The 23,483-nt window shown below is 73.5% G+C and carries 22 protein-coding genes and 1 tRNA gene; 11 read left to right on the top strand and 12 right to left on the bottom strand.

The annotated features are described in order from the left end of the window. Positions 1–55: 55 nt before the first annotated feature. From ABD191_RS22625 to ABD191_RS22605, 5 genes are all read right to left on the bottom strand, one after another. Positions 56–1,417, bottom strand: a complete 1,362-nt coding sequence (locus ABD191_RS22625; RefSeq protein WP_344085726.1) for a dipeptidase — start codon at positions 1,415–1,417, stop codon at positions 56–58. A gap of 566 nt (positions 1,418–1,983) precedes the next feature. Next, positions 1,984–3,552, bottom strand: a complete 1,569-nt coding sequence (locus ABD191_RS22620) for a cobyric acid synthase (protein WP_344085583.1) — start codon at positions 3,550–3,552, stop codon at positions 1,984–1,986. Next, on the bottom strand, positions 3,540–4,502 hold the full coding sequence (locus tag ABD191_RS22615) for a cobalamin biosynthesis protein (protein WP_344085580.1): 963 nt from the start codon (positions 4,500–4,502) through the stop codon (positions 3,540–3,542). Before ABD191_RS22615 ends, ABD191_RS22620 begins: the two co-directional genes overlap by 13 nt. After that, positions 4,499–5,656 carry an N-methyl-L-tryptophan oxidase gene (gene solA / locus ABD191_RS22610; protein ID WP_344085577.1) on the bottom strand — a complete coding sequence of 386 codons (1,158 nt, stop codon included), beginning with the start codon at positions 5,654–5,656 and terminating at the stop codon, positions 4,499–4,501. The genes ABD191_RS22615 and solA overlap by 4 nt, the downstream gene beginning before the upstream one ends. Positions 5,657–5,782: 126 nt before the next feature. Continuing rightward, positions 5,783–6,523 carry a single-stranded DNA-binding protein gene (locus tag ABD191_RS22605; protein WP_425560813.1) on the bottom strand — a complete coding sequence of 247 codons (741 nt, stop codon included), beginning with the start codon at positions 6,521–6,523 and terminating at the stop codon, positions 5,783–5,785. Between the two features lie 177 nt (positions 6,524–6,700). On the opposite strand from ABD191_RS22605, the gene ABD191_RS22600 reads away from it, so the two are divergent. Continuing rightward, positions 6,701–7,711 (top strand): alpha/beta hydrolase, encoded by a 1,011-nt coding sequence (locus tag ABD191_RS22600; protein WP_344085574.1) that lies wholly within the window; start codon positions 6,701–6,703, stop codon positions 7,709–7,711. On the opposite strand, the gene ABD191_RS22595 is transcribed toward ABD191_RS22600, so the two are convergent. After that, positions 7,630–9,534 carry a DUF1444 family protein gene (locus ABD191_RS22595; RefSeq protein ID WP_344085571.1) on the bottom strand — a complete coding sequence of 635 codons (1,905 nt, stop codon included), beginning with the start codon at positions 9,532–9,534 and terminating at the stop codon, positions 7,630–7,632. The two genes, ABD191_RS22600 and ABD191_RS22595, sit on opposite strands and share 82 nt — an antisense overlap. Before the next feature lie 143 nt (positions 9,535–9,677). Here ABD191_RS22595 and ABD191_RS22590 point away from each other — a divergent pair. Continuing rightward, positions 9,678–9,753, top strand: a tRNA-Arg gene (locus tag ABD191_RS22590). A gap of 376 nt (positions 9,754–10,129) precedes the next feature. On the opposite strand, the gene ABD191_RS22585 is transcribed toward ABD191_RS22590, so the two are convergent. Both ABD191_RS22585 and ABD191_RS22580 read right to left on the bottom strand, forming a co-directional pair. Beyond that, on the bottom strand, positions 10,130–10,420 hold the full coding sequence (locus tag ABD191_RS22585) for a hypothetical protein (protein WP_344085568.1): 291 nt from the start codon (positions 10,418–10,420) through the stop codon (positions 10,130–10,132). A 37-nt stretch (positions 10,421–10,457) separates the two neighbouring features. After that, on the bottom strand, positions 10,458–10,925 hold the full coding sequence (locus ABD191_RS22580; protein WP_344085565.1) for an Hsp20/alpha crystallin family protein: 468 nt from the start codon (positions 10,923–10,925) through the stop codon (positions 10,458–10,460). Positions 10,926–11,038: 113 nt separating this feature from the next. Between ABD191_RS22580 and ABD191_RS22575 the strand changes: the two genes are divergently transcribed. Beyond that, positions 11,039–11,671, top strand: a complete 633-nt coding sequence (locus tag ABD191_RS22575; RefSeq protein WP_344085562.1) for a hypothetical protein — start codon at positions 11,039–11,041, stop codon at positions 11,669–11,671. A gap of 124 nt (positions 11,672–11,795) precedes the next feature. Here ABD191_RS22575 and ABD191_RS22570 read toward each other — a convergent pair whose 3' ends face one another. Next, the gene (locus ABD191_RS22570; RefSeq protein ID WP_344085559.1) at positions 11,796–12,158 is read right to left on the bottom strand and encodes an ATP-binding protein; all 363 of its coding nucleotides are present in this window, start codon (positions 12,156–12,158) and stop codon (positions 11,796–11,798) included. A gap of 114 nt (positions 12,159–12,272) precedes the next feature. Beyond that, on the bottom strand, positions 12,273–12,614 hold the full coding sequence (locus ABD191_RS22565; protein WP_344085556.1) for an STAS domain-containing protein: 342 nt from the start codon (positions 12,612–12,614) through the stop codon (positions 12,273–12,275). 151 nt (positions 12,615–12,765) lie between these two features. On the opposite strand from ABD191_RS22565, the gene ABD191_RS22560 reads away from it, so the two are divergent. The 7 genes from ABD191_RS22560 to ABD191_RS22530 are packed head-to-tail and all read left to right on the top strand — an operon-like array spanning position 12,766 to position 19,568. After that, on the top strand, positions 12,766–13,620 hold the full coding sequence (locus ABD191_RS22560; protein WP_344085719.1) for an STAS domain-containing protein: 855 nt from the start codon (positions 12,766–12,768) through the stop codon (positions 13,618–13,620). Continuing rightward, the gene (locus ABD191_RS22555; protein ID WP_344085553.1) at positions 13,620–14,048 is read left to right on the top strand and encodes an STAS domain-containing protein; all 429 of its coding nucleotides are present in this window, start codon (positions 13,620–13,622) and stop codon (positions 14,046–14,048) included. Before ABD191_RS22560 ends, ABD191_RS22555 begins: the two co-directional genes overlap by 1 nt. A 1-nt stretch (position 14,049) precedes the next feature. Then, the gene (locus tag ABD191_RS22550; protein WP_344085550.1) at positions 14,050–14,466 is read left to right on the top strand and encodes an anti-sigma regulatory factor; all 417 of its coding nucleotides are present in this window, start codon (positions 14,050–14,052) and stop codon (positions 14,464–14,466) included. Beyond that, positions 14,463–15,467 (top strand): SpoIIE family protein phosphatase, encoded by a 1,005-nt coding sequence (locus ABD191_RS22545; protein ID WP_344085716.1) that lies wholly within the window; start codon positions 14,463–14,465, stop codon positions 15,465–15,467. The genes ABD191_RS22550 and ABD191_RS22545 overlap by 4 nt, the downstream gene beginning before the upstream one ends. Beyond that, on the top strand, positions 15,464–16,822 hold the full coding sequence (locus tag ABD191_RS22540) for an ATP-binding protein (RefSeq protein ID WP_344085547.1): 1,359 nt from the start codon (positions 15,464–15,466) through the stop codon (positions 16,820–16,822). Before ABD191_RS22545 ends, ABD191_RS22540 begins: the two co-directional genes overlap by 4 nt. Next, positions 16,819–18,363: a SpoIIE family protein phosphatase gene (locus tag ABD191_RS22535; RefSeq protein WP_344085545.1), complete on the top strand. Its 1,545-nt coding sequence runs from the start codon at positions 16,819–16,821 to the stop codon at positions 18,361–18,363. Before ABD191_RS22540 ends, ABD191_RS22535 begins: the two co-directional genes overlap by 4 nt. 11 nt (positions 18,364–18,374) lie before the next feature. Then, positions 18,375–19,568 carry a coiled-coil domain-containing protein gene (locus ABD191_RS22530; protein WP_344085542.1) on the top strand — a complete coding sequence of 398 codons (1,194 nt, stop codon included), beginning with the start codon at positions 18,375–18,377 and terminating at the stop codon, positions 19,566–19,568. On the opposite strand, the gene ABD191_RS22525 is transcribed toward ABD191_RS22530, so the two are convergent. Beyond that, positions 19,549–20,124, bottom strand: a complete 576-nt coding sequence (locus ABD191_RS22525; RefSeq protein WP_344085539.1) for a hypothetical protein — start codon at positions 20,122–20,124, stop codon at positions 19,549–19,551. The genes ABD191_RS22530 and ABD191_RS22525 overlap by 20 nt on opposite strands. 118 nt (positions 20,125–20,242) lie before the next feature. Further along, the gene (locus ABD191_RS22520) at positions 20,243–21,499 is read right to left on the bottom strand and encodes an ABC transporter substrate-binding protein (protein WP_344085536.1); all 1,257 of its coding nucleotides are present in this window, start codon (positions 21,497–21,499) and stop codon (positions 20,243–20,245) included. Positions 21,500–21,884: 385 nt separating this feature from the next. Between ABD191_RS22520 and ABD191_RS22515 the strand changes: the two genes are divergently transcribed. Next, on the top strand, positions 21,885–23,366 hold the full coding sequence (locus ABD191_RS22515; protein ID WP_344085533.1) for a serine/threonine-protein kinase: 1,482 nt from the start codon (positions 21,885–21,887) through the stop codon (positions 23,364–23,366). Positions 23,367–23,483: the final 117 nt, after the last annotated feature.

Genomic DNA, 23,483 nt, shown 5'->3' with positions numbered 1-23,483 from the left:
GCAAGCGCTGCGCGCCCCTTTCCGCACCTCGTGTCGCGACCCGCGCGCCGCGGTGTCAGCCCGCGGGCTTCACGAGTTCCGCGACCTTCGCCAGCAGCAGGGTCTCCGCGAGGCAGACGCGCGCGAACTCGCCCAGGTGCAGGCTCTCGTTCGGCCCGTGGGCCCGCGAGTCCGGGTCCTCCACGCCGGTGACCAGGATCGCCGCGTGCGGGAACATCTCCTGGAACGTCGCGATGAACGGGATCGAGCCGCCCACCCCGATGTCCACGGGCGCTGTACCGTCCCAGGCCGCCGTGAACGCCGCCCGGGCCGCGTCGAACGCCGGGCCGGTCGCGTCGATGACGCTGGGCGCGCCGTCGTGTTCGAGGGTGAGGGAGACGCGGGCGCCGAACGGTGCGTGCTTCTCCAGGTGGGCGCGCAGGTTGCGGAACGCGTTGGCCGGGTCGTCGCCGGGCGCGAGCCGGACGGAGACCTTCGCCCGGGCCGACGGTACGAGGGCGTTGGGCGCCTCGGCGGTGGGCGGCGCGTCGATGCCGAGGACGGCGATGGCGGGCCGGGTCCAGATGCGCTCCACGATCCGCCCGGTGCCCATGAGCTGGACGCCGTCGAGCAGGCCGGCCTCCTCACGGAAGCGCTCCTCGGGGTAGTCCAGCGGCGCGGCGGGCCGGCTGACGAGGCCGTCGACGACCACGTCGCCGTTGTCGTCGTGCAGCGTGGCGAGCAGCCGCACCAGCGTGGTGAGCGCGTCGGGCACGGCGCCGCCGAACATGCCGCTGTGCACGGCGTGGTCGAGCGTACGGACGTCGATGAAGGCGTTGACGATGCCGCGCAGCGAGGTCGTGAGGGCGGGCTGTCCGACGGCCCAGTTGCCGGAGTCGGCGATGACGATCACGTCGGCGGCGAGCCGTTCGTGGTGGCGGCGCAGCAGTTCCTCCAGCGACGCCGAGCCGAACTCCTCCTCGCCCTCGACGAACACGACCACGCCGACGGGCAGGTCGTTGCCGAAGGCGCGCAGCGCGGCGACGTGGGCCATGATGCCGGCCTTGTCGTCGGCCGCCCCGCGCCCGTAGAGGCGACCGTCGCGCTCGACGGGTTCGAACGGCTCGGACTGCCACGCGGCGCGGTCGCCGACGGGTTGCACGTCGTGGTGGGCGTAGAGCATCACGGTCGGCGCCCCGGGCGGGGCGGGCCGGCGCCCGATGACGGCCGGGTGGCCGTCGCCGATCCGCTCGATGGTCACCTCGGGCAGCCCGGCCCCGCGCAGGAGTTCGGCGACCGCCTCGGCGGAGCGGGCGAGCGGCGCGAAGTCGAACCCGTCGAAGGCGATGCCGGGGATACGGACAAGGGCCTCAAGGTCGGCGCGTACGCCGGGCATGTTCGCCGCGACGGCGGCCCGCAGCTCTGCTTCGGTCGTCATGCCTGCAGATCGTAGGCGCTCGCCGGAACCGTCGAGCACCACATCGACCCCGGCCCGGGTGCCGTCGGCGGCGAAGAAGGCCGCCTCCCGTTCCCGCCACGCGAGCAGCTCGTCCCGGATGCCCGCCCCGTCGCGGGCGAGGGCGCGCGCGAGGCAGACGTCGGGCGGCGCGGTGACGAACACGGACAGCGTGGCCTGCGCGCGACTCACCGCCCGCGCCGCGCTCACCCCTTCGACGACCAGGACATCAGGCACGGGTACGGGCACGAAGCGCGCCCCGAACGCCCCGGCCGCCCAGTCGTAGGGCCGGTACCCGCCCGGCCGCCCGGCCCGCAGCGGCGCCAGCACCGCCGATTCGAGGCGCGGCCAGAACGTGACCGTGTCGAGCCAGCCGTCCAGCAGGTCGTCCGTGCTCACCAGCGCGACCTGGGCACCGGCCGCCCGCAGCGCGGCGACGAGCTGCCCGGCGAGCACCGTCTTGCCCGCCCCGCTGGGGCCGTCGATGACCACGAGGCGCACCGCGCCGAGCCGGGCAGGCCCCTCAAGGACCCGCTTGACGAGGTCCGTCACCGGCTCACCCAGGGCGTACGGGTGGGCAGCGCGGCGGGGCCGACGGCCGGCTGGCTGCCCGGCACGCCCTCGACGATGATCCGCCACAGCTCGGTCGTGTCGACATGCTCCTCGATGAGGTCGGCGAGCAGGTCGAGGGTGCGCTCGCGGGCGGCGCCGAACCGGTTGTTCGTGGCGACCGTGAAGCCGTGCCGGCCGGCGAGCCCGGCCACGCGGGTGAGGAAGGCGCGACGGAAGTCGTCGGACTCGAACGTGCCGTGCAGGTGGGTGCCGAACACGTGCCCGAGCACGGCGCCCTCGACGGTGCCGTCCGGGTAGTAGAGGAAGGGCTGGCGGGTGGCGCGCGCCGCCGACACGTACCCGTGGTGGATCTCGTAGCCGCTGACGGGCAGGGATCCGAACGCGGTGCCCCCCGAGTGCCCGACCACCTTCTCCGGCCGGAACGTGATCTCGACGGGGAGCAGGCCCAGGCCGGCGACCGTGCCGGCACGGCTCTCCACCTGGTCGTGGATGCGCTCGGCGAGCATCTGGAAGCCGCCGCAGATGCCGAGCACGGGCTTGCCCCGGTTGGCGTGGCGCTGCACCGCCTCGGCCAGGCCGGTTTCGCGCAGCCACGCCAGATCGTCCACGGTGGACTTGCTGCCGGGCAGGATGACGAGGTCGGCGTCGTCGATCTCGGCGGGCTCGACGGTGAGCCGCACCCGCACGCCCGGTTCGGTGGCCAGCGCCTCCGCGTCGGTGGCGTTGGAGATGCGGGGCAGCCGGACGACGGCGACGCGCAGCCACTGCGCGCCGACGGGCGGATCGGGCCGGCCGAGCACCTGCCCGTACGCGAGGGCGTCCTCGGCGTCGAGCCAGAGGTCGACCTGCCAGGGCAGCACCCCGAGCACGGGCCGGCGGGTGAGGGCGTAGAGCTTCTTCAGCGCCGGGTCGAGCAGGCCGGCGTCGCCCCGGAACTTGTTGATGAGGAACCCGGCGATGTGCCGCTGGTCCTCGGCGTCGAGCAGGGCGAGCGTGCCGAACAGGGCCGCGAAGACCCCACCCCGGTCGATGTCGCCGACGACGATGACGGGCAGGTTCGCGGCACGGGCGAGGCCCATGTTGACGAAGTCGCCCTCGCGCAGGTTGATCTCGGTCGGGCTCCCGGCGCCCTCGCAGATGACCACGTCGACCTCGCGACGCAGCGCCGCGAGGGTGTCGAACGCCGTACCGGCGAGCCGCGGCTTGAGGTCGTGGAAGTTCGCCGCGTCGATGTTCCCGACGGCCTCGCCGAGCACGATGACCTGGCTCGACTGGTCGGAGCCCGGCTTGAGCAGCACGGGGTTGAACCGGACGTCCGGCGCGAGCCCGCACGCGGCGGCCTGCAGCGCCTGCGCGCGGCCGATCTCGCCGCCCCGCCCGTCCGGCGAGATCGCGATCGCGGAGTTGTTCGACATGTTCTGCGCCTTGAACGGCGCCACCCGAACGCCGCGCCGGCGCAGCCACCGGCAGATGCCGGCGGTGACCACGCTCTTGCCTGCGTCGGAGGTGGTGCCGGCGACCAGGAGCCCGCTCACCGCCGCCACCCCCGGGCCAGCAGCGCCGCCACGGCGACGGCCGCCGCGCCGGCGCCGACCAGGCCGGACAGGCGCGCCGCCCGGCGGATGTCGGCCACCCCGGGCGGCGGCCCGTCGCCGAGCGTGGGCCGCTCCTCCACCCGGCCGTCGTACACGTTGCGCCCGCCGAGCCGCACGCCGAGCGCACCGGCTGCGGCCGCCTCGCAGTGGCCGGAGTTGGGGCTGGGGTGGCGGTGCCCGTCGCGGCGCCAGACGCGGGCGGCGGCGGCCGGCGAGCCGGCCACGCCGGGCGCGGCGACGACCGTGAGCGCGGCCGTGAGCCGGGACGGCAGCAGGTTCGCCGCGTCATCGGCGCGCGCCGAGGCGGTCCCGAAGCGCCCGTACCGGGGGCCCCGGTGTCCCACCATCGCGTCAAGGGTGTTGACCGCCCGGTAGCCGACCAGCCCGGGCAGGCCGGCCAGCGCGCCCCACACGAGCGGGGCGACCACGGCGTCGGAGGTGTTCTCCGCGACGGATTCGACAGTGGCGCGGGCGAGCCCGGCGGCGTCCAGGCCGGCGGGGTCACGCCCGCACAGGTGCGGCAGGCGCCGGCGCGCCGCCGGCAGGTCGTCGCGTTCGAGGGCACCGGCCATGACGCCGGCCTCCCGGCGCAGCGACTCCCCGCCGAGCACGGCCCACGTGGTCGCCGCGACGAGCGCCGCCCGGGCCACGGGCCGTCGCCGGGTCGCGTACGCGGCCACCGCCGCCACCGCGACGGGCGCCCCGACGGCCACGGCCGCGAACCGGGCCCCGGCCGCGCGGCTGTCCGCGTACACCCGCCGTTCCAGCGCCCCCGCCGCGCGGCCGAACCCGGCCACGGGGTGCCAGCGCCGCGAGTCGCCCACGGCCCGATCGAGCAGAAACCCGGCCAGTACGCCCACCGCGTCCGCGATCGGGCCCGCCGCCCGCCGGCCGCTCATCGGTCGGCGCCCACCGGCGTCACGCCCGCCCGGCCGAAGCGTCGCGGGTCGAACAGCGCGACGGGCGCGTCCGTGCCGCCGGTCAGGGTCAGGTCGGCGAGCACGTCGCCGACCACGGGCGCGAACTTGAATCCGTGCCCGGAGAACCCGCAGGCCACGGCCACGTTGGTGTGCCCGGGATGGTGGCCGAGCACGAAGTGGGTGTCGGGCGTGAGCGTGTAGAGGCACTCGACCGCGCCGGCCCACCCGGCTGCCGCGAGGCCGGGTACCCGCGGCGCGAGCCAGTCGCGCATGGCGGCCACCTCGACCGCCGTGGCCGGGTCGGCGCCCAGGTCGGGGTCGACGAGGCCGGCGCCGCTGTGCATGGCCGCCTTCACGGCGCCGTCGACCGCCCCGACGCCGTACCCCGTGGACCCGTCCGGGGCGTCCCAGATCCAGACGGGGAACCGGTCCGGCGCGAACGCGTCGGGGCCGGCCGGGCGCCAGTAGTGCTGCACCCGGCGCTCCACGCGCAGGGGTACGTCGAGGCCGTCGAGGAGCCGTCCGGCCCAGGCCCCCGGTGCCAGGACGAGCCGGTCCGCGCGGTGCTCGCCCTCGCCGGTACGCACGGTGACCCCGTCGGGGCCGGCCCGCCAGCCGGTCACCTCGACGCCCGTACGCAGGTCGGCGCCAGCGTCGCGGGCGAGCCCGAGCATGGCCTCGATCGCCGCCTCGGGCCGCAGCATCCCGGCCGCCCGCTCGTACACGCCCACCTCGTCGGCGGCCGGCGTGAACGCCGGGAACCGGCGGCGCACCTCGGCTGCGTCGAGCAGTTCGTGCGCCAGGTCGTGCTCGTGGGCCGCGGCCGCCGACCCGGCCACGGCGGCGGCGCCCGGCCGGCCCAGCATCAGCGCGCTGGTCGGCGTCAGCAGCGACGTACCGGTGGCCGCCTCGATGGCCCGCCACATGGGGTACGCCCGGCGCACGAGCGGTACGTAGTCCGCGCCCTCCATGTAGACCATGCGGATGATGCGCGTGCCGCCCGCGTGCGCGCCGCGCCCGTGCGGCGGCGCGAACCGGTCCAGCCCCAGTACGGACGCCCCGCGCGAGGCGAGCCGCCACGCGGCGGCGGCGCCCATGGTGCCGAGCCCGACAACTATGACCTTGGGCCGCACGCCGCCTCCGTTCGCCTCGCCCCCGGGGACCATCGTCCGCAGCCTAGCGCTGCCCACCTCAGGTGCGGTGGGGATGCGTGGCCGACCAGGGCCACGCATCCCCACCTATCGGGGAGGGAGAAACGCTCAGGCCGCGACGGTCTGCCGGCCCCGGCGACGGCCCCGCGCGGCCGACTCGGCCGGTTCGGACTCCTGCGCGGGCTCCTCCTGGTCGTCCTCGCCGCCGATGGCCTGCGCGTCCAGGCCGGCGCCGCGCAGGATCTCCATGGCCTCCAGGCGGGTCGCCTCGTCGACCGCCCCGCCCTCGTCCGTGCCGGCCGGTCCCCCCAGCGGGAACGACTCCACGTCGTCCTGGTAGTCGTACGGGTCGGCCTCCGGCTCGGTCCGGGTGGTGTTGAGGGAGGGCACCGGGTGCGTCGTCTCGCCGCCGATGCGCTCCTCCGCCTCGGCGTCCTCCACCGCCACGGTCGCCGCGGCCTTGCGGCGGGTGAACGTGCCGGTGCCCCGGGACAGGTCGTGGCCCACGGCGTACGCCTCCAGCTCGTAGCTGACCCGGTGCTGCTGGTCGTCGCTGATCCAGTCGCGGGTGTACATGCGGCCGACCACGACGATCGGGTCGCCCACCGCCAGGGACTTGCACACCCCGTCGGCGAGGCCCCGCCAGCACGTCACGCGGACGCGCAGGCTGTTCCCGTCGGCCCAGCGGTTGTTGTCCTTGTCGAAGCGGCGTGCGGTCGACGCCACCTTGAAGTGGGCGACCAGTGACTTCGTCCGGTCCGTGCGCCGCCACTCGGGCTTCGTCACCACGTTGCCGACGATCGTCACGTTCGTGTCGAACATCCTTTTGACCCCGTTCTTCGTATCCACTCTGGACGTCCTCGTCCGGTGCCCACAGCCTTCCGCCGACCGGGCGGCCCGTCAGCGACGCGACCAAGATCTGTGGACGGGCGGGGCGCCTGTGGACAACGGGCGCACACCGCGTGGATCTGCTAGGTCCGGCCGGACGCAACCCGGCTGTGACCAGCGCGGAGTACCGTCGAAGGCGTGCCGACCGACATCCTTGGCGAGCCGTACGAGCAGCTGCCGATCGAGTTGGACGCCGACGACGAGGGCGACGTCGTGGCGACGCTCGTGCGCCGCCGTGCCCCGCAGCCCACCGGCCGCGCCGTGCTCTACCTGCACGGCTATGTCGACTACTTCTTCCAGACTCACCTGGCCGACTTCTACATCGAACGCGGCTGGGACTTCTACGCCCTCGACCTACGCAAGTACGGGCGCAGCCTGCTCGCCCACCAGACGCCGAACTTCACGCGCAGCCTCTCGGAGTACTTCCCCGAGCTCGACGCCGCCGTCCACCTGATCCGCGAGACGGACGGCCACGACACCGTGGTCCTCAACGGGCACTCCACGGGCGGGCTCATCGCCGCGCTGTGGGCCCACCGGGTCCGGGGCACCGGCCTGGTCCAGGCCATGTTCCTCAACAGCCCGTTCTTCGACTTCAACGTGCCGTGGGTCACCCGCCGCCTGGCCGGCCCGGCCATCGAGCGGGTCGGGGCCGTGCGCCCCTACCGGCTCATCCCGCAGAACGTCACCATGACGTACGGGCGAAGTCTGCACATCGAGCACGACGGCGAGTGGGAGTACAACCTGGCCTGGAAGCCCGTGGAAAGTTTCCCCGTGCGGGCCGGTTGGGTGCGGGCGATCCGCGACGCTCACCGGCGGCTGCACGCGGGGCTGGCGGTCGACGTGCCCGTGCTGGTCGGCTGCTCGACCGCGTCGTTTCGGGGCCCGTTCGCCGAGGCGGCGCACCACGCGGACGTCGTGCTCGACGTCGAACACATCGCCCGATGGAGCCCGTACGTGGGCCGGCACGTCACGCTCGTGCGCTTCGAGGGCGCCAAGCACGACCTGCTGCTGTCCCGGCAGCCGGTGCGCGAACGCGTACTCGACGAACTGGACCGCTGGTTGACCGCCTACCTGGCGAAGCGGGCCCTGGCCCCGGTGCGCGAGTCCCAGGTGGGCCTGCCCGGCACGACCGGCTCGGGCGGGGTCTGACCCCACGAACCCGGGTACGACGGTGCCGGCCGCTCCTGGCTGACCCGCCGGCGCATGGGGCCGCCCTCGGCGGAGGTCCGCGGCGCGGGCACCCGCGGCCACGCCCCGGACAGCGGGTCGGAATCGGTCCTCTCCGCAGGTTGCGCGTGCCGGGACGCGGGCGGCTCAGGCACGCGCGTGCCGCGCGACCGGAAGCCGTAGTCGGAATCGTCGTAGCCGGAGTCGCCGACGTGGCGGCCGAAGCTGTCCGGCTCGGGGCGGACCGCGCCGCTGGGCGCGCTGACCGGGTAGGCGCCACTGCCGTACGAAGGTTTCACCATCTCGTACTCGGCGGAGTGAGCCTGGGGCGGCGCGGCCCGGTGGCGCGTCGGTGGCCGGTCCGTCGCGGGCGTCGCGCTGACCGGGTAGGACGCGCGGCGGTCGGGCAGCTCGTTGTTGAGCGCGCGCGGCGGCTCGTTGATCCCGGGGGGAGCGGACATGACCGGCGGCACCGAGTACGGCAGTGCCGTAAAGCCGCCGGTCGCCGGCTCGGGGGCGCGCCGGCGACCGCCGGCGGGAAGCTCCGACGCCGACCGGTCGAGGTCACCGCTGGACGGGCCGCGGCGGGGCGCCTCGGGGTGTGGGTAGTCGGCGGCCGGCCGGCCGGCACCGTAACGGGCGGGACCGGGCCCGGCCGGCGCGGAGACCGGACGGTTGGGCAACGCCGCCGCGGCCGGCCGGGGTACGGGCACCACTGGCGGTGACGACGAGGCGGGCTGCGGCACGGCGGGCTGCGGCACGGGCGTGGCAGGCGGGCGCGACCCGAACGCCGCCGAGACCGACGAGGTGGCCGGACGGGGCCGCGACGCCTCCGGCAGGGGCGACCCGGCCGCCGGGCGGGGCCCGCCCGCTGCCGGCAGGGAGGACGCCGTGAGGGGGCCGGAAGCCGGCAGGGGCGACGCGGCCGGGCGGGGTCCGGACACCGGCGGCAGCGCCGTCGCGGACGGCAGCGCCGTCGCGGGCGGCGAAGCCGGGGGCGTGACGGCCCGGGGCTGGGGCGACATCGGCGGCCGCTGCGCGGGGTACGGGCCGACGCCGGCGCTCGTGGCGGCCGGGCGCGCCGAGCTGCTGCGCGCGGCGGCCGGCATGACGGGCGCCGGGGCGCGACGCGGCGAGGCCGCGCGGTCGCCGGGGCTGACCGGCATGGCGGAGATCGGGATCCGCTGCTCGGGCCAGGACGGGTGGTCCTGGTACTGCCGAGGCTGGTGGTTCGGACCGTGCGGGTCGAGGCGGATGGCCGGGGCGGGAGCCGGCATGGTCGGGGCGGCCTCGAACGGCTGCCACGCGCCGTTGCGGCGGACCAGCAGGTGCTGGGTCAGGGGGTGCTCGTCGCCGGCGAACAGCACCCGGTCAACGGCACGGCGCGCCTTCTCCAACCCGGGCGCCGACTCGGAGCCGGTCACGATCACCACGTCGCGGGCGGGCACGCCCACCACGATCTCGCCGGGGACGATCTCGGCCATCCTGGCCCAGAAACGTTCCGACAGCAGCAGGCTCGACTCGAGACCGTCGAACGACAGCATCAGCGCCGGGGGCCGGCCGTGGAACTGGGCGCGGTCGGCGAGCTGTTCGAGCTGCTCCTGCGCGGTGCGCCGCAGGGCCCGCACGTTCAGGTCCTGCTTGCGCAGGTCCTCGTGCGTCACGAGACGCTGGCCGAACGGCGGCCCGAACGAGTAGACCACCGCAAGGTCAGCGCAGAACTCGTCCCTCACTACCGCGTCGGCACGACTCTCCGTTTCGGCCGGAGCGAGCAGGGGAAATAAAGTGGCGCGTGTCACCTGCACGAGTGCGAAACTAGCGGCTGAGCGGCCACTCCGAAACCCCCCGAATGGATCGGGCGGCATATGGTCGATTTGTCGATCGGCTAGTCATCCCAGAGAGGTCCTTCCGGTAACCGAACGGTAGTCTTCCGCCGAGACCTCGGCGCGCGCTCGTAGCTCAGTGGATAGAGCATCGGACTTCTAATCCGCAGGTCGCAGGTTCGAATCCTGCCGGGCGCACCAGTCTCTACCAGCGCGTACAGCCACACGGCCATGCCTCGGTACGCAGCGGTGGCGGCCATGACAGCAACCGCGATGCTGCTCACCGCTTCCGACTCGCGGTCGTCGGACAGTACGCCTCCGACTGCCAGCACCAACCATGGCACGGCGGCGGGATCCGAACGGCGGCGATGTTCCACAGTGGTTTGCGCGAGCCAGGCGAGGCCCCAGACCTGGATCCGGTCCTTCATGCAGGCTCGGTGAGCTTGGCCTTGGAGGAGCTGCCGAAGAGGCCCCTCTGGGCATATGAACTATCCCCGAACTCCCGATGAGGGCGCGGCGTGACAGCCGCGCCCTCATCGCGTTATCACCATGATCCGCGCTGGACCTCACCGTCCTCTCAGCTCGCGAACGCTCCGCCGGGTACGCGCGCCGGAGGCGACCGCTGCCGCTCGAGTACCGGCCGGACGGCGTCCGATCGACCGTGGGGCACGCACCGCGCCCGCGCGGGCTGTCCGCCACCCGCGCGCCGCCGCCGTGCCGATCCGCTGGGCGGCGGCGCGGCGGGCGGCGGGGTCGACCAGGCCGCCGCGACGAGGTCGTCGAACTCCCGGCGCAGCAACTCCGCGTCGTCGAGGATCAGGTCGATGAAGTCATCACGGGTCTGGTGGGTGGGAGTCGTGGCCGCCATCGGCATACCTCCCCGACCAGGTGACGACCGGCGGGCGTCAGGCCTCGATGGTCTTGACGTCGCTCTGTGCGGTGACTTCCCTCGGCGCCCTGCCGCCGGTGACGGCGATCTTGCGCGGCTTGGCCTTCTCCGCGACGGGGATGCGGACCACGAGCACGCCCTGGTCGTAGGCCGCCCTGATGTGTTCAGCGTCCAGCGAGTCGGACAGGAACAGCTGCCGGGCGAACACGCCGAGGGGTCGCTCGCTGACCTGCGCCTCGGCGTTGTCGCCGAGGTTGAGCGGGCGGCGCTCGGCCCGCACCGTCAGCACGTTGCGCTCGACGTTGACCTCGATAGCGTCCTCGGCGACGCCCGGTAGATCGAACGCGACGACGAACTCGTCACCCACCCGGTAGGCGTCGATCGGCATCGCGGCGGGCCGCGACCAGGTGCCCGGCTGGGTCACGCCGAACATCTGCTGGGCGAGGCGGTCGAACTCGCGGAACGGGTCGCTGCGCATCAACATGTCTGCCACCTCCTGCTGCTGCGTTCATGTCGCGTCAATGCGCTGGTTCCGTTGTACCATGTCGTCGTAACGATGACAAGCAGAACGTCATCCTAAAGACGACAGGAGTACCGGTGGACCCCTCCGACACTGGGCGCGACCCGGTGGCCAACGTTCTGGCGGTGCTCGCCGATCTCGCCGGAGCCGACGCGCCGGACCGGGCGCAGGTGCTCTCCCGCCTGGCCGCCCTTCACGAGATGCGGCGCCTGCTCGACGTGTGGGAACCGCGCCTCATCGCGGCCGCCCGCGACGCCGGGGTCAGCTGGGCGGACATCGCCCCGGCGCTGGGGGTCGCCAGCCGTCAGGCCGCCGAGCGCCGTTACCTGCGCCTACGCGAGCCGGCCCCGGACGACCACCCCACTCAGGACCGGCGCGTAAGGGCCGAGCGCGACCGCCGGGCCGGCGACCGCGCCGTCGGCGCGTGGGCCCGTGAGCACGGCGCCGACCTCCGGCAACTCGCCGGTCAGATCACCGCTCTGACCGACCTCGGCCCGGCCGCCCAGGCAAGCCTCAACCGCCTGCACGAGGCCCTCGGCCATGGCGACGCCGCCGACCTGCTTCCGCTGCTGGCCGCCACCCACCAGCACCTCGCCGGCTCCCACGCGCGCCTGGCCAGCCGGGTCCGCGCCGTTCATGAGGACACGGACCAGGTGCGCCGGACCACCGCTCGACAGCGCGCCCGTCGCCGGAGCCCGGCGCCGGACTAGGCACGTCACGCGCGGGCGATCTGGAGGATGTCGTCGACGCGGAGTAGCGCGTCCAGCGGGCCGCGGATCGCACTGCGGCACGGCCCGGGGACCCAGGCGCAATCGCCTGGTCAAAGGGTGGCGCTCAGCCGAGCGCCATCACCAGCCGCACGCGGGTGCCCTCCGCGCCGGTGTCGATATGTACCCGGTCACACAGGAGACGGACGAGATAGAGTCCGCGGCCACCGATCGCCACCGGCTCGGGACGCTCGCCGGTCACGCTCGCCGGAATGCCGTCGCCATCATCGACGACGTCGACCACCAGAGTCTGCGCGGCGTCGTCCCGGCTGATCGACACGTCGGCCCGGCCGGTGGCGTGCTGGATCGCGTTGGTGACGACCTCGTTGACCGCGAGTGTCAGCTCCTCCGCGCGCTGAAGGCTGAGGCCGGCGTCGCGGCCGATGCCGCGAACAAGCCGGCGCAGCGACTCGAGCTCCGCCACCGTCACGTCCCTCCGTGTGACCACGGGTAGCGCGCCGCTGTCGGCGTTCACAGTTCGACCCCCTCGCTGGCTCGCTACCCCCAGGTACGCCATGCCATCTGGTACCCGGCTCACGCTTCGCTAACCCACCGCCGCGCGCGCCTCAGGTACATTTGGATAAATCATGATTACTTCGGACATTCCAGTCAGGTCAAGGACGGCCCTCACGATGGGGGTGGGCTGTGCGATGGCGAGCGATCCGCCGACGTCACCGGCCTGCCGGAAGATGCGCACGATCGCGCCCAGGCCGGCCGAATCGCAGAAGGTCAGCCCGCCGAGATCGAGAACCAACCGACCATGACCGTCGGCCATCAACGCCTCGGCCGTCTCAGCCAGCTGCGGCGCGGTGGTCATGTCGAGCTCGCCCTCGACGGCCAACACGGACACGGACGCCGCGTCGGCGACGGAAACCGCGAACGCCATGACACCAACCCCTTCGCCCCGGCCGGGGCTCGCGTGAGCGCCAACATGAATGCCCCGGGCCCGCCGATGCTAACCCCGCGAGCCGGTTTAGCGTGCTCACGCCGGTGGTACTGTCGATCGGCCCGCGACTGACGCCCCGGCAGGCCGGAGGATCCCCTTGAACGCCAGCACCACCACCCGCCTCGCGCGCCTCCTGGACGAGCGTGGCGACGAGATCATCAAGCAGTGGACCGCCGCGGTCGCGGCGTCGACCCGCGGACGGCTCGGCGAGGCCGAGCTCACCCGCCAGTTGCGCGAGCTCTACCAGGGCCTGCAGGCCGCGTTGACCGCGGGCAGCGAGCTGACGCTGGACGACGAGGCCGCGACCGAGCTGCGGGGCTCGCTCACGGAACTGTCCCGCCAGCGCGCCCGGCGCGGCTTCACCTCGACCGAGACCGCCGTCAGCGTGTTCTCGATCAAGGAGCCACTGCGTGCGGCGCTGGGTGAAACTACCGAGGACCTGAAGGCGTTCGTTGAGATCTCGCGGTTCCTCGACAGCATGGGTCTGTTCACCTTCGAGGCATACGCGCGCACGCGCGAGGAGCTGATCGCCGATCAGGCCGAGCAGCTGCTGGAACTCTCCACGCCGGTGATCAAACTATGGGAGGGCGTGGTCGCCATCCCGCTGGTCGGCACGCTCGACTCGGCCCGCGCCCAGGTGGTCATGGAGCGCCTGCTGCAGACGCTGGTCGACACGGGCTCGCCGTACGCGATCATCGACATCACGGGCGTGCCGGCCGTGGACACGCAGGTCGCCCAGCACATTCTCAAGACCGTGGTGGCCGCCCGCCTGATGGGCGCCGACTGCGTCATCTCCGGCATCCGCCCCCAGATCGCGCAGACGATCGTGGCGCTCGGCATCGAGTTCGGCGACATCGTGACCAAGGCCAGCCTCTCCGACGCGCTACAGCACGCCCTGCGGGCCGGCGGGTTCGAGATCAGCCGTCGCTCGGCACGGCGGGCCTGATGGAACACATTCCCGTCCTGTCCCTGGGCGACATCCTGCTGGTCTCCATCCAGGTCGACCTTGAGGACCAGCTCGCCCTGCGGTTGCAGGAGGACCTGTCCAACCGGATCGTCGCGACCGGCGCGCACGGCGTCATCATCGACATCAGCGCGCTCGACATCGTCGACTCGTTCATCGGGCGGATGCTGTCGACGATCGCCTCCATCTCCCGGGTGCTCGACGCGGAGACGGTCGTGGTCGGCATGCGCCCCGCTGTGGCCATCACCCTGGTCGAGCTGGGCCTGTCGCTCAACGGTGTCCGTACGGCGCTGAACGTGGAGCACGGCCTGCGGCTCCTGCGCGACGCGCGCCCGGCCCTGTTCGCCCTCGATGGGGAAGCTCCCGAACAGCCCGAGCCGGACACCACGCCCGCCACCGTGCGGGACTGACATGACCGCCGTGACGGACGGGGACCCGCAGATCCTGCCGATCCTCGCCGACGAGGACGTGGTCCGGGCGCGCCAACTCGTCCGTACGCTGGCCGTGTCGGCGAAGCTCTCCCTGGTCGACCAGACCAAGCTCGTCACCGCCGCCAGTGAGCTGGCCCGCAACACGCTCGTCTACGGCAACGGCGGCCACATGGAGGCCGCGACCGTACGCAACGAGCGGCACGCGGGCGTGCGACTGTACTTCGCCGACGAGGGCCCCGGCATCGCCGACCTGGACCTCGCCATGACGGACGGGTACACGAGCGGGTCGGGCCTGGGCCTGGGCCTGTCCGGCACGCGCCGCCTCGTCGACGAGTTCGACATCGATACCGCGCCGGGCGCGGGCACCCGGATTACCATCATCAAGTGGGCCCGATGACCGTCCTGGTCGAGGACCTGGGCTGGTGGTCGGTTTCCGAGCAGAGCACAGTCGGCGCGGTGCGGCGGGCGGCGACGGCGCTGGGCACCGAGCTGGGCCTTTCCGACGGCCGCGTGGCAGACCTGGGCATCGTCGCCGCCGAGGTCACCAGCAACCTGCTCAAACACGCGAACGACGGCGCGGTGCACCTGCGGGCGCTGCGTGACGACGCGGGCCGGCCCGCCGGCGTGGAGCTGGTCGCGATCGACGCCGGCCCCGGCATGGCCGACCTGGTCGCGTCGAGCCGCGACGGGCACTCCACGGCCGGCACTCTCGGCATCGGGCTGGGCGCGATCAGCCGGCAGGCGACCCGGTTGGACGTGTTCTCCGAGCCGGGGCGCGGCACCGTGCTCGTCGCCGCGGTGTGGGGCGGCCGGCCTCCACCGGAGCCGTGGGCCGTCGGCCTGACCCGGCCCATCGCGGGCGAGACGGTCAGCGGGGACGCGTACTCGGTCCGCGAGGTGTCCGGGCGCCGGCAGGCCTTCCTGAGCGACGGACTGGGCCACGGCCCGCTCGCGTCCCGGGCCAGCCAGACCGCGGCGACCGCGTTCCGCGACGCGCCCGCCGGCAGCCCGGCCGCCGTCCTGGAGCATCTGCACCGGGCGGTCGCGCACACCCGGGGCGCCGTCGGGGCCGTGATCGAGCTGGACCGCGCGGCGGGCGTACTGTCCTGCGCCTCGGTGGGGAACATCGCGGGGTGGGTCGTCGGGCATCAGCGACGGCGCGGTCTCGCGGCGCAGCCCGGGTTCCTCGGCGACCGGCAGCGACGCACCATCCGCGAGTACACGACCGCGCTCAACGATGAGGACGTCGTCGTCCTGCACACGGACGGGTTGACCGACCGGTGGAACCTCGCCGACTATCCGGGCCTGCTCACGCGTGAGCCGCTGACCATCGCGGCCACCCTGCTGCGCGACGCTGGCCTGCGCCGCGACGACGCGGGTGTTCTGGTGGCCCGATGAACGAGCTGCTGCGGACGGCGATCATCGTTGAGCACGATGTGTTCGCTGTCCGCCAGCGCGGCCGGGAGGTGGCCGCCGCCATCGGCCTGGAGGGGCAGGACCAGATCCGCGTCGCGACCGCCCTGAGCGAGGTGGGCCGGCAACTGCTGGCCCGGTTGGGCCCGGTGGCGGTGACGTTCGAAGCGGTGACCGACCCGGTCGACTCCCTCGCGGTGTCGGCGAGCGCTCCCGTCCCCGCCGACGGGGAGGTCCTGAAGCGGTTGCTGACCGAGATCGACGGCGCCCGGCGCCTCATGGAGGCGTGGAGGATCGATGAGGCGCCCGATCGGGTAACGGTGGTTATGAGCCGAGGACTTCCCGCCAACGCGCCGGCGCTCACGGCCGACCGCATTGCCGAACTCCGCGTCGAGCTCGAGCGGCTGCAGCCCAGCCAACCGGTGGAAGAGTTCGTCCTGCAGAACCAGCAGCTGCTCGCCGCGCTGCAGGAGGTCCAGGGGCACCGCGACCAGCTGCTGCGCCTCAACGAGGAGCTCGAGGAGACCAACCGGGGCGTCATGGCCCTCTACAACGAGCTCTCGGCCGAGCTGGAGGAGACCAACCGCGGGGTCGTCGCCCTCTACGCCGAACTGGACGACCGGTCGGCGAAGCTGCGGGACGCGAGCGAGGCGAAGACCCGCTTCCTGGCCAACGTGAGCCACGAGATGCGGGCGCCCGTCACCGCGATCCTCGGCCTGGTGCGCCTCATCACCGACCCGGGGTCCGATCCCCTCACGGACGAGCAACGCACTCAGCTGGACCTGATCGGCGGCTCCGCGCAGGACATGCTCCACCGGGTCAACGAGCTGCTCGACCTCGCCAAGGCGGAGTCCGGCCGGCTCGAACCCGTACCGACAGAAGTTGATCTTTCGGCGGTGTTCGGCGCCCTGCGCGGCACGATGCGCTCGCTCGTCAGCCGCCCCGAGGTGGAGGTCGTCGTGGAGGAGCCGGTCGGGCTGCCTCCGCTGATCACCGACGAGGTGATGCTGACCCAGGTGCTGCGCAACCTGATGACGAACGGGATCAAGTTCACCCTCCGCGGCGAGGTGCGCCTGGTCGCCCGGAACGCCGGCGGGGACCGGCTGCACCTCGTGGTCTCCGACACGGGCATCGGCATTCCGGCCGACGAGCAGGAGCGCGTGTTCGAGGAGTTCTACCAGGTCCGTGGCGGCGCACACCGTGGCGTCGTCGGCACGGGCCTGGGGCTACCCTATGCCCGCAGCCTGGTCACCCTCCTCGGTGGCGAGCTCGCCCTGACGAGTACCGAGGGCAAGGGCAGTACGTTCACGGTCTCGCTTCCCGTGCGGGTGCCCACGTGAGCGAGACGGGCACAGCGCTCGTCGTCGACGACACGCCCTCCAAGCGGTACGTGCTGGCGAGCTGGCTGCGCCGGGCCGGTTTCACGATCGTCGAGGCCGAGACGGGCACGGAGGCGCTGACCAGGCTGGAGTCCGAACCGGTCGACGTGGTAATCCTCGACGTGAAGCTGCCGGACATGTCCGGCTTTGACGTGTGCGAACGGATCAAGAGCGCCCCGGCACACGCGGCCACGCCGGTCGTGCACGTGTCTGCCGCGGCCGTGAACGTGGTCGACCGCACGCACGGCCTGTCGCGCGGCGCGGACGCGTACCTCGTGGAGCCCATCGACCCGGACGAGCTGCTCGCCACCGTGCAGGCCGTCCTGCGGTACGCGCGGGCGCGCCAGCGCGCCGAGCGCATGGCCACCCGGCTCGCGAAGCTGGCCCGCCTCGCCGACGCCCTCTACAGCGAGACCGACCTGCGCCCGCTCCTCCAGGCCGCCGCGGCCGGCACGGCCGACATCTTCGACGGCCCGGCGATGATCTGCACCGCCCCGGACGACGAGCCGGGCCTGTGCGTCTCGGTCGACGGGCCGGGCGCCGAGCCGCGCTTCGTCACCTGGACCGGCCACGGCTTTCCGGTGGGCGTCGGGTCCCGACCGGTCGATCAGGCTGCTGGCGCGTGGCCGGGGGTGGCCTGGCCGGGCGGGCAGGACGTACGGACGCTCGGCGTGCGGTCGCGCACCGACCGACCGGCCGTCTACGTGGTCGTGCCGGGGCCGTTCTCGGACGACGCCGAACCCGTCCTCACCCAGGTGGGGCAGAGCATCGTCGCGGCCATCGAATCCGCGCGGGCGTACACCCAGGAGCACCAGCTCGCCCTGACACTGCAGCGCAGCCTGCTGCCGCCGCGCCTGCCGGTCATCCCGGGCTATGAGGCCGCCGTGCGGTACGTGCCCGCCAGCGACGACGCGGAGATCGGCGGCGACTTCTACGAGCTGTGCGGGGTGGACGACCGCATCGCCGTGGCCGTGGGCGACGTGGCCGGCCACTCCCTGCACGCAGCCACGATCATGGCCGAGCTGCGGCACGCCACCCGGGCGTACCTGGCGGAGGGTCACCGACCGGCGGCCGTGCTGGACCGGCTCAACCAGCTGCTCCTGCGGCTCATCCCGGACGAGATGGCCACCATGTGCCTGCTCGACCTCATCCCCGCCACGGGGGTGATCCACCTGGCCAACGCCGGCCACCCCCCTCCTCTGCTGATCGCCGACGGGCAGGCGCGCTACCTGCGCGAACGCTCACCGCTGCTCGGGCTGCCGCACATTCGCGCCGCGGAGAGCACGTTCGTTCTCGAGCCGGGCGCGGTGCTCGTCCTCTACACGGACGGCCTGATCGAACGCCGCACGCGCGGCATCGACGTGGGCCTCGACGCGCTGGCCGCGGCGGCCACGCGCGTCGACGACGACCTCGAGCGGTACTGCGACCGGCTGCTCGCCGAGGTCGCCCCCGCCTCGCCGGACGACGACATCGCCATCGTCGCGCTGCGCCGTACGCACTAGACTCAGCGGCCGTGACCAGCAGCGCCACGACCGCCACCCGACCGTGTGCCCACTGTGGACGGCCGGTCCCCCAGCGCGACGGCGCGGGACGTCCCTTCCGGTACTGCCGCGACAACGACGACGCCTGCCTGCGCGCGGCCCGCAACAGCCGCCTGCGTCAGCGCAACGCCCCCGGCCTGGCCGGCCAGCTCGCCCAGGCGCAGGAGCTGGTGGACCGCCTCGACAAGACCGTGGAGACGCTGAGCGAGGCGCTGCACACCGAGCTGTCGCCCGCCGGCGTCGACGCCCAGCTGGCGGCCGGCCGGGCCGGCGCCGCCGCCGAGGTCGCCGCCGCCCACGCCGAACGCGACGAGGCCCGCCGCGCCCTGGAGGCGGCCCTGGCGAGGGCCGCCGAGGCCGACCGCGCGGCGCTCGCGGCGACCGAGGCGGAACAGCGCGCCCTGCTCGCGCAGGCGGCGGCCGAGTCCCAGGCCGCCGAACACGCCGCCCGCCGCGAGGACGCCGTGCGCGCCGAGGCCGCGGAGCGTCTGCGCCGCGAACAGGCGGAAACGGAAACCGCCCGGGTACGCGACGAGGCAACCGCGGCCGTGGCCACCGCCACGGCGGCCCACGACCGCCTGGCGGCCGCCCACGACCGCCTCACCGGCGACCACGACCGACTGACCTCGGACCACGAGCGACTCCGCGCGGAACATGACGCGCTGTCGGCTGACCACGAGCGACTCGCCGCCGACCACAAGAGCCTTTCCGCCCACCACGAACGGCTGACCGCCGAGCACGAACGCCTGACCGCCGAGCACGACACGGTGGCCGCCGACCACCGTCGCCTCACGACCGAACGCGACCGCCTCGCGGCGGATCACGACCGCCTCTCGGCGGACCACGCACGCCTGACCTCCGACCACGACGCGCTGCGGGTCGAGCGGGACCGGCTGGCCGCCGAGCGGGACGCGGCCACCGAGGAGCGGGACGCGCTGGCCCGGCGCCTGGCCGAAGCGCTCGACGCCCGCCGGGAGGCGGACCGCGAGGCCGCCGACCTGCGTACCCGCCTGGCCGCCCGCGACGCGGAGGTCGCGGCGCACGACGCGGCCCTGACCGCGGCCCGGCGCGAGGCGGACGCGGCCCGCGCCCATGCCGCTCAGCTCACCGAGCAGGTGGGCGCCCTGGCGACCGCCCTGGCGAACCTCACCCCCGCGACCGGCTGACGGCCGGGCGCGGGATGTTGGCCAGGGAGATCGTCGTGCAGAGGACCCGGGCGCCGGCGTCTCCGGTGACGGTGTTCGTGGGCTGGGCATGCAGGACCACGGAGTTGGCCTGGATGTCGCTCGGCAGCGGATAGGTCGACGTGTGGCGGGAGACGCCGATGCCGCCCGGCAGTACGCGGACGTCCAGCCAGATCTCGCGTTCGGCCAGCGTCGCGCCGCGCGGCGCGCGGGGGTTGGCGTAGTGCGGCCCGGCCGCCGCCGGGTCGCGCCCGCAGCGGTTGGTGTGCACGTGCACCCCGAAGCGCCGCCCCCACGTCGACCGGGGCATGCCGGTCACGACGAACACCACCGTGGCCCGGCCGCCCCGCCCCGCGTAGGCGGCGACCGTGGTGCGCGCGCCGGCGTACGCGCGGTTGTAGACGTAGGTCGGGCCGCGCACGAGCAGATGGTTGTCGCGGGGCGGCACCGCCGCCCGCGACCCGGGCGGCGTGGGCGACGGAGCGGGTGCGGGAGCGCTCGCGAACGTGCCGCCGAGCGCGACAGCCGCCGCGATCACCCCCAGTAAGCTGCGCATATACCGCTAAACGACGGCGGATGCCGCCTGGTTAGCGGCGCGGCCGGCTGGGTTGGATCGCCCCGACAGCAGGCGCTGGAGGCCTACGAAGGAACGGCCCTCAGCCGTACATGATCTGGGTCACCTGCGCGAAGAAGGTCTTCGCCGCCGCCTCGGGCGTCGCCCTGGCGAACTGCACGCTCTCCGCCGCCTGGGTCAGTTGGGTCTTGACCTGTAAATGTCCGGCGGGCGGCGGCGGTGGAGTGGTCCCGAACCGGCTGGACAGCCGCGCCTCGAACGTCACGGACGTACGCATCGCCGGGCTGAGCGTGTCGGCGATGCGCTCGCGCACCTTCAAGTTCGGCGAGAGCCCGCGCTCCGCGCCGAGAATGACGCCGGCCCCCGGGTCGTTGACGAGGAAGTTGATGACATCAGCGACGATCCCGGCGTGCTCGGTGTCCGCCGAGGCCGCCCAGTACATCGAGGCGCGGGCCCACTGGCCCACCGGATCGCCGGGATACGGGGCGATGCCCAGCTCATGGTCGGTGTACGCGGACAGCTCCTCCAGCTGGTTGGACCACACGAACGACGTGCCGGCCGCCTTCGTCGCCACGAGCTGCTTGGTGATGTCGCCCGCGTTCGCGGACCGGACGACGTCCGGCGGCGGGGTGGCACCGGCCGTGCGGGCGTCGGCCCACATCTGGAACCACCGGGTGAGGTCGGCCTGGGTGAAGCCGAGCCGGGCACCGTCGTAGAGGTCCTTGTTCTGCTGGCGCAGCCAGACCTGCAGCGCCTGGTAGTCGGCGCTGGGGTCCATCGTGCCGGCGACCTTGCCGCCGCTGGCCTGGTTCAGCTCGACCCCCCAGGCGATCAGCTCGTCCCAGGTCATCCCGGCGCTCGGCTCCACCAGCCCGTACCGCTGGACGACGGTCCTGTCATAGATCATGGCTGGGGTGTTCCCCGCGGCGGCCACCCCGCCGACCCGCCCGTTGACCGTGCCGGAACCGGCGAGGCCCTTGCTGAACCCGGAGGTGTCGATAGTGGACCCGATGTACGGGCTGAGGTCCATGGTCACGCCACGGCTGAGGTACTCGGCGAGCCAGTTGTCGTCGATCTGGAACAGGTCGGGCGCACTGCCCGCGGCGGCGAGGGCTGCGAGCTCGTCGAAGTATCCGCTGTCGCCCTGCCACCGCTCGACGAAGCGCACGTGCGGGTTACGGCTGCTGTAGAGCTCGAGCGCCTTGTGCGTCAGGTCCGCGCGCGCCTGCCCGCCCCACCAGAACACGTTGATCGTGGCGCCGCCGGCGCCGGTGAACTGCCGGACGGCCACGAACGCCAGCGGCCCGAGTACGGCGAGCACGACGAGGCCGACCAGCATGGGGCGCCGGCTTCGACGGGGAGCGGCATGCCGCCGAACACCCGCCGGACCTGACCCCATTTCGTCTCCTCGCATCATTGCGCGTGCTCCGGGCGTGTTGCTGCCTCATTAACACAGGCGACATCCTCGGTGTCAATCAGCCGTTTCGCACCGTCGGAGCCGCAAGCGACTGACTCTTGTCCGCTGTGTGGCGGGCGCATCCGATGTCCGGCGCGGCACCCGGTCCGAACGGATCACAACCCAGGACAGCTGACCTTCCTTAACACCTCGGTATCGCGCCCTCAGCTGCGCTGTTGACACGGGTAGGCTCGGCCACGCAACCTGTCCAGACGCCGTCGCAGACCACCCTGCGGACCGGTCCCCCGTATGACATGGGCGAGCCACGATGAGCGAGTTCCCGCTGTTCCCCGGGCACCTGCTAGCGGGCAGGTACCGTCTGCTCGGCATGCTCGGCGCGGGCGGTATGTCCGTTATCTGGCGTTCATACGATGAGGTGCTGCGTCGCACGGTGGCGCTCAAGGTGCTGGCCCCGCAGATGGCGGCGGACGGGCGCCGGCGCACGATGGTCCGCGACGAGGCCCGCGCGACCGCGCAGCTCGACCATCCGCACGTCACCGCGGTGCACGACTACGGCGAGGCGGTCGCGGGCGACGGGTCCGTGCTCGGCTTCGTCGTCTATGAGCTGCTCGACGGCGAGTCCCTGGAGAACCGGCTGGTGCGCGGCCCCTTGCCGTGGACGACCGCCGTGGAGATCTGCGTGTCGGTCGCCGAGGCGGTCGCCGCCGCGCACGAGCTCGACATCGTGCACCGCGACATCACGCCGGGCAACATCATGCTGACCAACGCGGGCGTCAAGGTGCTCGACTTCGGCATCGCGACCACCATCGGCGCCCCGGACGAGGACGAGGACGGCACGACGTTCGGCACCCCGGAGTATGTGGCGCCGGAGCGGCTCGACGGCGCCCCCGCGCACGCCGCCACGGACGTGTACGCCCTGGGTGTCCTGCTCTACGAGATGCTCATGGGCGAGCCGCCGTTCCGCGCGGACAACTGGGACGACCTGGCCGCCATCCAGCGCTCGGACGTGCCGCCCAGCCCGCGCAACGTGCCCGGCCTCCCGCTGGACGTGGCCCGCCTGTGCCAGAGCTGCCTGGACCCGAACCCGAGCCGCCGACCCTCCGCCAACGTGGTGGTCGACCGGCTGCGCAACTTCGTCTCGACCCCGTGCCATCCCGTGCCGCCCCGCGCCGACCTGCACCGGACGGTGCCCCGCACGGTGCCCGCGCCGTCCACGGCCGGGCACGCCGCGCCGCCCAGCCCGTGGGGCCGCCGGGCGCTGGTGGGCGGCGGGATGCTGGTGGCTGTCGTGGCGGTCGGCGCGATCCTCGTGGCGCTGAGCCAGGACGGCGGCAAACCGACCGACCAGGGCGCGCAGCTTCCCCTACCGACGACGTCCGAGGCCACCTCGCCGGCCGTGCATTCCGCCACGCCGTCGCCGAGCAGCAAGCCGCGGCGCACCACCCCGCCGGCCACGCCGCCGCGCACGACCACACCGCCGCCTACGACCCCGCGCCCCAGCCCTCGGGTCACCCTGCAGCAGGCCGCGGAGGAGTTCCGCACGCTCGTCCGCGACGGCATGGCCAACGGGGCCATCCGCGACGACGTCGGCAAGGACCTGCAGCAGGTGCTCAACAACGCGCTGCGCGCGGGCGGCCCGGCCGAGGTGCGCGATGGTCTGGAGCTGCTGCGCACCAAGGTGGATCAACGCGCCTACGAGTCGGCTATCACCCCAAAGCTCGCCGAGAAGCTGGCTGTGTCGGCCGACCAGTTGCTGGCTGTGGCGTCGGCCACAGCGGCGGCGGCGTGACGCCCACCACGGGAAGCCGGCCCGGGCCCGCCCATCGGCCGCAGGCGAGCTAGATTCACATTGAACGCACCGGCCACGTAACCCGCGTCCGGCGTCTACGACCACGGCCCGGGGTTC

This window comes from Luedemannella helvata, assembly GCF_039528415.1.
GTDB classification, from domain to species: Bacteria; Actinomycetota; Actinomycetes; order Mycobacteriales; family Micromonosporaceae; genus Luedemannella; species Luedemannella helvata.
The sequence above is the reverse complement of the archived record's forward strand: the minus strand, read 5'-3'. Positions and strand labels throughout refer to the sequence as shown.

Excerpts from the sequence above, each read along its gene's own strand:
- ABD191_RS22625 (WP_344085726.1), bottom strand. The coding sequence starts at position 1,417 with ATGACGACCGAAGCAGAGCTGCGGGCCGCCGTCGCGGCGAACATGCCC.
- ABD191_RS22615 (WP_344085580.1), bottom strand. The coding sequence starts at position 4,502 with ATGAGCGGCCGGCGGGCGGCGGGCCCGATCGCGGACGCGGTGGGCGTA.
- ABD191_RS22585 (WP_344085568.1), bottom strand. The coding sequence starts at position 10,420 with ATGGCGGCCACGACTCCCACCCACCAGACCCGTGATGACTTCATCGAC.
- ABD191_RS22580 (WP_344085565.1), bottom strand. The coding sequence starts at position 10,925 with ATGTTGATGCGCAGCGACCCGTTCCGCGAGTTCGACCGCCTCGCCCAG.
- ABD191_RS22565 (WP_344085556.1), bottom strand. The coding sequence starts at position 12,614 with ATGGCGTTCGCGGTTTCCGTCGCCGACGCGGCGTCCGTGTCCGTGTTG.
- ABD191_RS22555 (WP_344085553.1), top strand. The coding sequence starts at position 13,620 with ATGGAACACATTCCCGTCCTGTCCCTGGGCGACATCCTGCTGGTCTCC.
- ABD191_RS22550 (WP_344085550.1), top strand. The coding sequence starts at position 14,050 with ATGACCGCCGTGACGGACGGGGACCCGCAGATCCTGCCGATCCTCGCC.
- ABD191_RS22545 (WP_344085716.1), top strand. The coding sequence starts at position 14,463 with ATGACCGTCCTGGTCGAGGACCTGGGCTGGTGGTCGGTTTCCGAGCAG.
- ABD191_RS22540 (WP_344085547.1), top strand. The coding sequence starts at position 15,464 with ATGAACGAGCTGCTGCGGACGGCGATCATCGTTGAGCACGATGTGTTC.
- ABD191_RS22520 (WP_344085536.1), bottom strand. The coding sequence starts at position 21,499 with ATGCTGGTCGGCCTCGTCGTGCTCGCCGTACTCGGGCCGCTGGCGTTC.
- ABD191_RS22515 (WP_344085533.1), top strand. The coding sequence starts at position 21,885 with ATGAGCGAGTTCCCGCTGTTCCCCGGGCACCTGCTAGCGGGCAGGTAC.